At 61.4% G+C, this 8,633-nt stretch carries 8 protein-coding genes; all 8 read left to right on the top strand.

Translation table 11 applies throughout. The annotated features are described in order from the left end of the window. Window positions 1–157: 157 nt before the first annotated feature. Window positions 158–826 (top strand): hypothetical protein, encoded by a 669-nt coding sequence (locus E3D03_RS19370; RefSeq protein WP_263568313.1) that lies wholly within the window; start codon window positions 158–160, stop codon window positions 824–826. Window positions 827–944: 118 nt separating this feature from the next. Then, complete coding sequence (locus E3D03_RS19375) at window positions 945–1,187, top strand: FitA-like ribbon-helix-helix domain-containing protein (RefSeq protein WP_263568314.1); 243 nt, start codon at window positions 945–947, stop codon at window positions 1,185–1,187. A gap of 3 nt (window positions 1,188–1,190) precedes the next feature. Beyond that, entirely contained in the window at window positions 1,191–1,613 is a 423-nt protein-coding gene (locus tag E3D03_RS19380) for a type II toxin-antitoxin system VapC family toxin (protein ID WP_263568315.1), read from the top strand. 200 nt (window positions 1,614–1,813) lie between these two features. Further along, window positions 1,814–2,749: a hypothetical protein gene (locus E3D03_RS19385; protein ID WP_263568316.1), complete on the top strand. Its 936-nt coding sequence runs from the start codon at window positions 1,814–1,816 to the stop codon at window positions 2,747–2,749. A 1-nt stretch (window position 2,750) separates the two neighbouring features. After that, entirely contained in the window at window positions 2,751–3,299 is a 549-nt protein-coding gene (locus tag E3D03_RS19390; protein WP_263568317.1) for a hypothetical protein, read from the top strand. A gap of 148 nt (window positions 3,300–3,447) precedes the next feature. Further along, window positions 3,448–5,334: a site-specific DNA-methyltransferase gene (locus E3D03_RS19395; RefSeq protein WP_263568318.1), complete on the top strand. Its 1,887-nt coding sequence runs from the start codon at window positions 3,448–3,450 to the stop codon at window positions 5,332–5,334. Continuing rightward, window positions 5,331–7,883, top strand: a complete 2,553-nt coding sequence (locus E3D03_RS19400; protein ID WP_263568319.1) for a DEAD/DEAH box helicase — start codon at window positions 5,331–5,333, stop codon at window positions 7,881–7,883. Before E3D03_RS19395 ends, E3D03_RS19400 begins: the two co-directional genes overlap by 4 nt. Window positions 7,884–8,381: 498 nt before the next feature. Next, window positions 8,382–8,633: ParB/Srx family N-terminal domain-containing protein (locus tag E3D03_RS19405; RefSeq protein WP_263568320.1), on the top strand; the 252-nt coding region annotated here is incomplete at its 3' end.

Genomic DNA, 8,633 nt, shown 5'->3' on the forward strand with positions numbered 1-8,633 from the left:
CGCTCTGCGCCTGCTCGGCAACGGAGTTCACCCGCTGGCAGCAGCACATGCGTGGCGCGCTCTCGCTTCTGCCCATGGCCTCGGGCCCGTGGATCTGGCGGCCGGCGGACACATCGCCCCGCCCAGCGCAGATAGATTTCCTTGAAGGATTGCAGCCATGAGTTTCCAGGGACGGATCAACCGCACGGGCGGCGGCAGGGCGAAACGCGCGCTGGGCGTGCAGGCGGCGCTGGAATGGGCGTTTCGGGTCGAGAAGGCTCAGCTGGAGCTGCCGGTGCCCGAGGACGTGACCGAGGAAGGCTTCGGCTTCGGGCTGGAATACGTCCTGATCCAGCGCGCCATCCTTGGCTGCAAGATCGACGGCGGCCAGCACAAGATGGGCAGCTACACCCACGAGGACGCCGAGGTGATCGCCGCCTGCGTCGCCGGGCTCCCCGACGCGATGGGCGGCAAGCGCATGGCGATCCGGGTGGCGGAACTGGCCCGCGCCGGCCTCACCCCGGACTGGATGCCGGGTGCGGTTTCGCGCTGCCTGCCGGTCGAGATCAAGCGCAACCAGCATGGCGAACGCGCCAGCACCATCGTCGTCGGCACCGCCCGCGTGCTCGCCCGCGGCAAGTGGCGCACGGTCGAGGTTCTGGCCTGCCCGGTGACCTTCTCGCCCCACCCGCGCCAGATCGAGGCCGCGCGGCGCGCCTATGACGAATGGTGGCAGGCGCTGGGCTGGGTCCGCGACGGGCTGATCGCGGGCGGGATGCTGCGCGAGGTCGAGGTGACGGCGGCGATGCCGAAGGCTCGGCCGTGGCTGGTCGCACCGCGCAAATAGCCGTCTTTCCAAGGCGATCATTCTGCCGATTGGTCACACCCGACCCAATCAGCGTGGCAGTTTCATCTTGATTGCAATGCTAGCGTTGCCTATCTTTGGCCTACAACCGGAGGGCATCATGGCCAGCATCACGATTCGCAACCTTGACGACGATATAAAGCGCCGCCTGCGTGTGCGCGCCGCTGAACATGGCCGCTCGATGGAGGAAGAGGCCCGCGACATCCTGCGTCAGGTTGTCGGCCAGCCCAACGCACCGCGCAACCTCGGCGAGGCCATTCACGCCCGGTTCGCGGCGGTGGGCGGCATCGACCTGGCCCCGGTGCAGCGCGGCCCGATGCGCCCCACACCCGGCTTCGAGTGATCAATGATCCTCCTCGACACCAACGTGATCTCGGAACTGATGCGCACTGAGCCGGCCCGGATCGTGCTGGACTGGTTCGGTCAGCATAACTCGGCTGATCTTTTCATCTCGGCTGTCACCGAAGCGGAACTGCGCACCGGCGTCGCGATCCTGCCCGAAGGCCAGCGCCGCGACCGGCTGCAACTGGCCCTCGACGCCATGATCGACCAGGATTTCCAGACGCGCGTCCTGCCCTTCGACAGCCCTGCCGCCAAAGCCTATGCCGACATCACAGCCCAGCGCCGCGCCGCCGGCCGCCCCATCGCCGAGGCCGACTGCCAGATTGCTGCCATCGCCCGCGCCATGGGCGCCCCCGTCGCCACCCGCAACGTCAAGGATTTCGACGGCTGCGGCATTCGCCTGATCAACCCCTGGAACGACCAGTGAACGCCGTTGAAATCGAACAGGCCATTGCCTACGGGCTGATCGCGGGCGGGATGCTGCGAGAGGTCGAGGTGACGACAGCGATGCCGAAGGCGCGGCCGTAGATAGGGTAATCATTCTTAGTTCGAGTGGTGGACAAGCTTGCTCTGCAGACAGCGGATAGCGCAATGTCTGCAAGTGAAAAATATCCATGAGGTTCCCGCTTGCCCCAGATCAACAAGACTCTTGAATATCGTCGCGCCCGCTTCAACACGCCGGGCCAGAACCTCGAACAACTGACGCGCCAAGCATGGGGGCAGTTTGCAACACACCTCGAGCGCGGTGTGCCTCGGGCGGATCGCGCCATTGTCACGGGCATGAGAGATCGCGACGAAGGGGCCTGGGGGTTCGCACTGCACTGTGCGCGCTACTATGATCGACAAGGGGTAGGCACCATCCCAATGGCCCCAGCTGCACAAGTGGACCTTGGCGAACGTCAACCGGATGCGGGCGAAAATTTCCTGAACGCAGATTTCCTGGCCATGATCCGGGGCAACCATGTCATTTGCCTGAGCTGCGGTCGCAGTGGCGGTGCGCTCCGCAGCTACCTGTCCGGTTTGTTCAAGAAGGCCGGCATGCCACGCGAAACTCAATTCTTCGAGCTAATCCGCGTCGGGAACCCGAACGCTCTGGCCATCATCGAACGCGTTGGGGTCAGAAGCATCGACATGAAGGTCGATATTTCGGAAGCATCGGCGGTTGAACTAATCGAGGGAGAAGGCGGCGGCGGGTTCTGGCAAAACGCGAAACGCCAAATCGGTGAAGCCTTCCAAGGCCTGACCGCTCGGGATGCTGAACTTCGACAACTTCGGCAGTCCGAACAGGGTAGCGTCACCGTATCGATCAATGTCAAGAAGGGCGATCTTTCTGCCGCCCGCGAAGGGCTTGACCACCTGGCAGGCGAGATTGCCGAGGATGAGGAGGCCGATGGCTATGTGATCCACCTGCGTGACGGTGCGGTCATCAAGCCCGACGAGGTATCAGTCAAGAAACCCGTGAGGCTGGAAGCACACGCGAATTCGGTCAGCGTGTTTCAAGCGTGGGACGCGATGCGTACCTATATGGAAGAGCTGGAGGGAAACGGCCAGCTGGGGGCGTGACGTGGGCACTGTTCTAAGAGGTACAAAGACAGACTGGGGGCGGCTGGGCAAACTCGCTGTCGCTGTTGCCGTGTCCGCTGCGGTCGGCTACTTCTTTCAACCCATGGTCGCCGGCAACACCAACGCGGTCAACACAGTTGTCACGATCTTCTCGATTCTTGCCGGATTTTTGATTGCTGTAATTACGCTGATAGCCGAGCCAACGCTAAAACAGGCGAAGAATTGGCAAGAGCTGCAACTGATGAAGAAGACGGTTCAGCGAAAATTGTTCCGCCAGAAGCTATTGTTCTTCCTCTACCTGATCACTCTCGGCGTAGCCTTGGGCACGTTCCTCGTTCCCGACACGCAGGCTGAACTGCGACGCTGGCTTGAGACCGTTTTCCTCGGCCTCGCAACGTTCGTGTTCCTTGCTTCCTTCGACCTGCCCGGATCGCTGATGAAAATCCAAATGGAACGATATGAGGCAGAAATGGATGCGACAAAGCCGCAGGTTTTGAAAGACGCCGCGAAAGCTGCTGATGCGGCCAAGAAACCGGACGCACCGAAATAGCATTCGCGTGGAACCATTGGTTTCCTGCGTTGAGACCGCGGCGGCGGTGGTGTATCGCGGGGGCAACATGGCAGTGGAGCGTGACTTTGCTTGCCAAGAAACGACAGGGCAGCGCTGCGCCGCGCTCCCCGCGAAGACAGGACAGTGCATGAGCAAGTATGACGATCTTCCCCGCGAGCAGTTGATCGAGTTGCTGAAGAAGCGGGACCGCACCAAGAGGCTGGGGCTGGTCTGGGAGCGGGACGAGATCGAGGCCGACAACGCTGTGGACGCCAACTTTGTGGCGGCGACGATCATCCCCGACCTGTCGGACAAGCCCGCCCCGTGGCGCAACATGGTGATCGAGGGCGACAATTACGATGCCCTGCGCTGGCTGCGCATGACCATGGCGGGGCAGATCAAGTGCATCTATATCGACCCGCCCTATAACACCGGGGCGAAGGATTGGGTTTATAATGACCACTATGCCAACCCCGAAGATGCCTATTTCCATTCGACCTGGCTGGAATTCCTGTTCCGCCGCCTGACGTTGGCCCGTGATCTTCTGGCCGAGGATGGGGTGATCCTTGTTTCGATCAACGACGACCAGCGGGCAAAGCTGGAACTGCTGATGGACGAGGCCCTGCCGGGGATGCGGGTTGGGTCATTTGTATGGAGGACAAGGACAGGCGGGAACGATACGAAGGGCGCATTCCTTTCAGAAAACCATGAGCATGTCCTGATCTACGCCAAGCCACAGTTCCGGTTTTCAGGACACGAAAAGACCTATGAGAAGTATATTTTCTGGGACGAAAAGTCCAAGGACTGGTATCGTCTGAGCGACATTAGTCAGCCAAAGGACATGACAGAGCGCGAGAATGGATTTTACGCGATGTATGATCCGAAGACTAACACCTACTACCCGCCAAACCCTCAGCGCGTTTGGCCCGCACCTTTTCCCAAGGGCGGCCGCAAGGATGCCGAACTTGAAGCGATAAGAGATGTCATGAGGGTATTTCCTCCTGATACAGCGACGAAAGGAATTATGCCTTCCGGCGATCAAATCGGGAAATGGATTAAAGCCGGGCGAATCGTCTTTCCCGAAGGCCAGAAAGTTGCGGTATGGGAAACTCTCGACGAACTGTTGAGCGCAATTGACGCCAACGATGTTCCACTTGCCAAGAATACCAAGAAGATTTGGCGAGATATGCCACACTTGGATTTTTGGGTTGGGAAGCGTGTTGGCTTCGGCATTCCACAGTGGGTCAGATACAAGTCTGAGCTCAAGAACGCAAATCAGCCTTTGTCATCTTGGATCACCCCTTTGTCCGAAGCAAAGACTGTGCCCGAAAGTGAAGATGTTGACCCCAACGCCTTTATTGTGTCGGGGATGAACCAAGAGGGCACAACATCCATTCAAGATATTTTTGGCTCGAAGGCCTTTAACTACGCCAAGCCCGTTTCGATGATACGAGAAATGGTCCGTCAGGCGGTATCGCCTTTCGACACGGTGCTAGATTTCTTCGCCGGCTCCGCGACCACAGCCCAAGCCGTGATGGAGTTGAACGCCGAGGATGGCGGGGATCGGCGGTTCATCATGGTCTCGTCCACCGAGGCGACCACTGATGCCCCCGACAAGAACATCTGCCGTGATGTGACGGCGGAACGCATCCGTCGCCTGAATGCCTCGGATGACAAGAAATTCGCGGATATTGCCGCCGATTTCGCCTATCTGCGCTGCCGCGAGATCGAGTTTGAAGACCTCGACCAAGACCTCGATCCTGCCGAGGTCTGGGCGGCCCTGGAGGCGCTGCACCGCCTGCCGTTGACCCGCTACACACAGGCGCCATGGCAAGAGCACAAGACGGAAACCCAGACCCTGATTTTCGCGGATCGGGTCGGCACCGAACTGCTCGATCACCTGCGCGGCGTGGCGCAGCGGCGCGAGAATGCCTTTGTCTATGCCTGGGCACCGGGTCAGATCACCGCCACCCTTGGCGATGCCCTGGACGTGCGGTCGGTGCGCACCGAACTGGTCGGAAGGTTCCGCCAATGAGGGATGACGCCGATTTCCGCCTGTCGCTGGCCCCGTATCAGCAAAACGCCGTCGATGCGATGGCCGAGACCTTGCGCACTGTCTCCGGCCTGCACGACCGCGAACCGCAGCACCGCGAACGGATTTCGCGCGAACTTGGGGTGATCCTGCTGCAAGCGCCGACCGGATCGGGCAAGACCCTGATGCTCGGCCGGGCCTTGGAGGCCGCGCGCGGGCAGCTCAACGCCAAGACGGTGTGGTTCTGGTTCGCCCCTTATGCCGGGCTGGTGACACAAACCCGCAGCGCCCTGACCGCCCAATGTGGCGCGTTGCGGCAGCGCGATGTCTATGCCGACCGCGTGGCCAGCGCCGCCCGTGACGGCGATGTGTTCGTGCAGACCTGGGCCTCGGTCGCCGTGGTCAAGAAGGAAAGCCGCAAGGTCCGCACCGACAAGGAGGCGTCGCTGTCCGTGGACAGCATGATTGCCGAATTGCGCGAGCGCGGTTTCCGCATCGGCGTGGTGATCGACGAGGCGCATCTGAATTTCGGCTCGGGCGCTGCGGCGACGGCGGAGTTTTTCCTGAATGTGCTGTCGCCCGATTTCACGGTGCTGGCCACGGCCACGCCGAACGATGCCAAGCTGGAAAAATTCGAACGCGATGCCGGTTTGAAGGTGGCCAGCCGCGTGACGGTTTCGCGCGATGCCGTGGTGAAGGCGGGGCTGAACAAGATCGGCCTGATGGTGGGGGTGCTGCGGTTCAAGGAAGAGGACCGGGCGCTGATCGACACCGAAGTGGCAACCCTGACAGCGGGGTGGTCGCAGCATTCCTTCATCAAGGACAAGCTGGCCGAAAAGGGGATCAGCCTGACGCCATTGATGCTTGTGCAGGTCGAAGATCAGCAAGAGGGCAAGGAAGACCCGGTTGCGCGGGTGAAGGAAAGGCTGATCGAGATCGGGGTGCCCGAGAAGGCAATTGCCGTTCACACCTCGGGCGAGCCTGACCCGGCGTTTCACACGCTGGCCTATGACCCCGAGATCGAGGTCCTGGTGTTCAAACTGGCCGTGGCAACCGGGTTCGACGCGCCGCGCGCCTGGACGCTGGTTTCCGTGCGCCCCTCGCGCGGGCGCGATTTCGGCTTGCAGATCGTGGGCCGGATCATGCGGGTGCATCCGCTCGTGCGCCCGCTGCACGGGACCGAACCGTTGCTGGACCGGGGCTATGTCTTCATGTCTGACCCCGAGTTGCAGGTCGGCCTGGATGAGGCCGCCGCCGACCTGAAAGCCGTGCGCGAGGGGATCGCGGTTCTGACCGATACGCTCGACGTGAATGTGCTGGGGAACGATACGCGGGCGGCAGAAAGCTATGGAGCAAGGCCGTTGCCGCCCCCGCCCGTGCAGGCCGTGCCGGGTGAGACCGAGGCTGACCGGGCTGAGCGACAGGTGTCGATGGGGTTGTTGAACCCGAACTATGCCACCGCCTCCACCCTGCGTCAGCAAAGCGCTCTGAGTGCCGTGGAAGGGTTCTCGGCCCCGGCCATACCTCCGCTGTTTCCGAACCTGCCCGATGTCTTGTCGCCGCGTGTGACGCCTGCACAGCCCGCGCCGCAAGAGCATCAGGTCAAGTATCTGCTGCGAACTGATCTGGGCATTCCGACTGCGCTGGTGCGGGAAGAACTGCCGAACCTCTTCGACATTGAAGGCGACCTCTGCCCGCAGATAGCCCGGGAATTTTGCCGCATGGTGCCCATGACTTCGATGTTGTTGGCCATAAACAGCAATGCCGAACTGTCGATGCACGACCTCTTCAACGCGGGCCAGACCGACCAGCGCAATCTGAGTGTAAGGATGTCGGCGGCCCGGATCGCTGAACAGGCGCAGGCGCAGCTCATGTTCAATGACGGGATCGACCCGCGTCGTATCCGTGAAGCAGTTGAGGCCGAGCTTGCCCGACTGTGCCAGAAGGATGGGATCGCCGCCACCCGCCGCGACATTCGCAGGACGATCAACTTGGCCATCCTGAGACAGCCCCAGGCATTGAAAGAGGCCGTCCGCATCGCACAGGGTCATCACATCCGCCTCGAAAGCAACGAGCCGATCCCCACGGAACAGTTCGGGGCCAAGGAAGCTCCAAAGGCAAAGAAGGGAGCCTACGGGGCCTTCATCGGTCGGTTCAATCGACCCGAGCGGGCGTTTGCCGAGTTGCTGGACAACGACGATACGGGCAAGATCAAGTGGTGGCTGCGGAACCCAGAAAACGAGAAGTGGGCCACCCGCCTGATCCTGCCAACCGGCAAACGCTTCTTTCCCGATTTCGTCGTCGGGGTCAGTGGACGGCGCACCAGAGACAGCATTGCACTGGTCGAGATAAAGGATGACGGTGAAACCGGACGTTTGCATTCAGACAGCAATGCCATCAAAATCCGATCCGAACACAGCGAGTATAAGAAGGTGTTTTGGTCTTTCCGGGAGGCAGAAGGGGTCTTTCTGAAAGCAGTGTGGCATCAGTCCTACAATCGCATTTTCAGCGCTGGGCCGTTCGAGATCGAAGATATGGTCCTCATCCAGTAGCTCGGGCGACCTGGCATTCCATCGCAGTGGAGCCGCGTCGCCTCCCCCTTGGCATGGTTCCTCCCCGGCGCCGAACGTATGCGGGGGGGCGCAGCGCGGCATTTCGCTAGCGACATGGATTCTCACCGGGGAATCCAGGCGGAATCCACTTGCCGCGCGATCTTCGGAAAAGCGACTCATTATCAAAGGCTTGCCGAATCACGACCTTGGCGCGCTGGATTCTTTTGCGGAAGCTAGGGAATCCAGTTTGTGGAAGCCACCGCGCCGGAAGCCAGCCAGCGGAAGCCACCCACCGGGAAGCCGTTGAATCCACCCATGATTTCCAATTGACAAAGCTGCCCTCCTTGACCTACCCCTTGAACATCGAAGAATAGCGCCCGGAGGATACCCCTCGCGGGCGCTTTCGTTTTTCACCACATCGCGGATCCCGGTCCTGACGCTGGCCTTCCTTGGGCTCGCATCGGCTTGCCCGCCCCTGCCCCAGATGAGACCCGCCCCATGGACCTGGTGTTCACGCCGAGCCAGATCGAATCCTGGCCGATTGAGCGGCTGCGGCCCTATGCCCGCAACGCCAAGATCCACGGCACCGATCAGGTGGCGAAGATCGCCGCCAGCATGGCGAAGTTCGGCTGGACCGTGCCCTGCATGGTCGCCGACGATGGCGAGCTGATCGCCGGGCATGGCCGGGTGCTGGCGGCGACCATGCTGGGGCTGACCGAAGTGCCGGTGATCCGGCTCGGCCATCTCGAC

This window comes from Paracoccus sp. DMF, assembly GCF_004407025.1.
GTDB lineage: Bacteria > Pseudomonadota > Alphaproteobacteria > Rhodobacterales > Rhodobacteraceae > Paracoccus > Paracoccus aminovorans_B.

Bases quoted from the DNA above. Each gene is read 5' to 3' on its own strand.
- E3D03_RS19380 (WP_263568315.1), top strand. From the start codon at position 1,191: ATGATCCTCCTCGACACCAACGTGATCTCGGAACTGATGCGCACTGAG.
- E3D03_RS19400 (WP_263568319.1), top strand. From the start codon at position 5,331: ATGAGGGATGACGCCGATTTCCGCCTGTCGCTGGCCCCGTATCAGCAA.
- E3D03_RS19370 (WP_263568313.1), top strand. From the start codon at position 158: ATGAGTTTCCAGGGACGGATCAACCGCACGGGCGGCGGCAGGGCGAAA.
- E3D03_RS19395 (WP_263568318.1), top strand. From the start codon at position 3,448: ATGAGCAAGTATGACGATCTTCCCCGCGAGCAGTTGATCGAGTTGCTG.
- E3D03_RS19375 (WP_263568314.1), top strand. From the start codon at position 945: ATGGCCAGCATCACGATTCGCAACCTTGACGACGATATAAAGCGCCGC.